Source organism: Mesorhizobium sp. M2E.F.Ca.ET.209.01.1.1 (assembly GCF_004010375.2).
Classification (GTDB): domain Bacteria; phylum Pseudomonadota; class Alphaproteobacteria; order Rhizobiales; family Rhizobiaceae; genus Mesorhizobium.
The window spans coordinates 1-339 of record NZ_SADP02000632.1 but is presented as its reverse complement, the minus strand read 5'-3'; the positions used below and the strand labels follow the sequence as shown (position 1 = coordinate 339).

Sequence of the window (339 nt, the reverse complement as noted above, 5' to 3'; positions counted from 1 at the left end):
AGGAAAAAGACCGAGAAGAAACCGGTCGATAAGCCGAAGGAACGGGTCGGGAAGGAAAAGGCGTCGCCATCCAGGACGATGACCACCGCCAGCATCGACACCAAGGTGGCGGCAAAGGTCGCCGCGCCGCAGTCCTCGAATGCGGCGCAGCGATCGAGCGTCAGTCCGTCGCGCTGGAATTCCAGCCTGGCGGCCTGGATCACGCGGCACACGCGCTATCCGGGCGCGGCGCGCTTCAGGCGGGTGCAAGGCACGCCGATCGTGACCTTCACGGTCGATACGTCCGGCAAGGTGGTCTCGGCCAGGTTGGCGCGATCCTCGGGCGACGGCGATCTCGAC

General features: G+C 66.1%; 1 protein-coding gene. It reads left to right on the top strand.

The window, feature by feature from the left end:
• Positions 1-105: 105 nt before the first annotated feature.
• Positions 106-339 (top strand): TonB family protein (locus tag EN852_RS43310; RefSeq protein ID WP_281407850.1); only part of this gene is annotated, 234 nt, incomplete at its 3' end.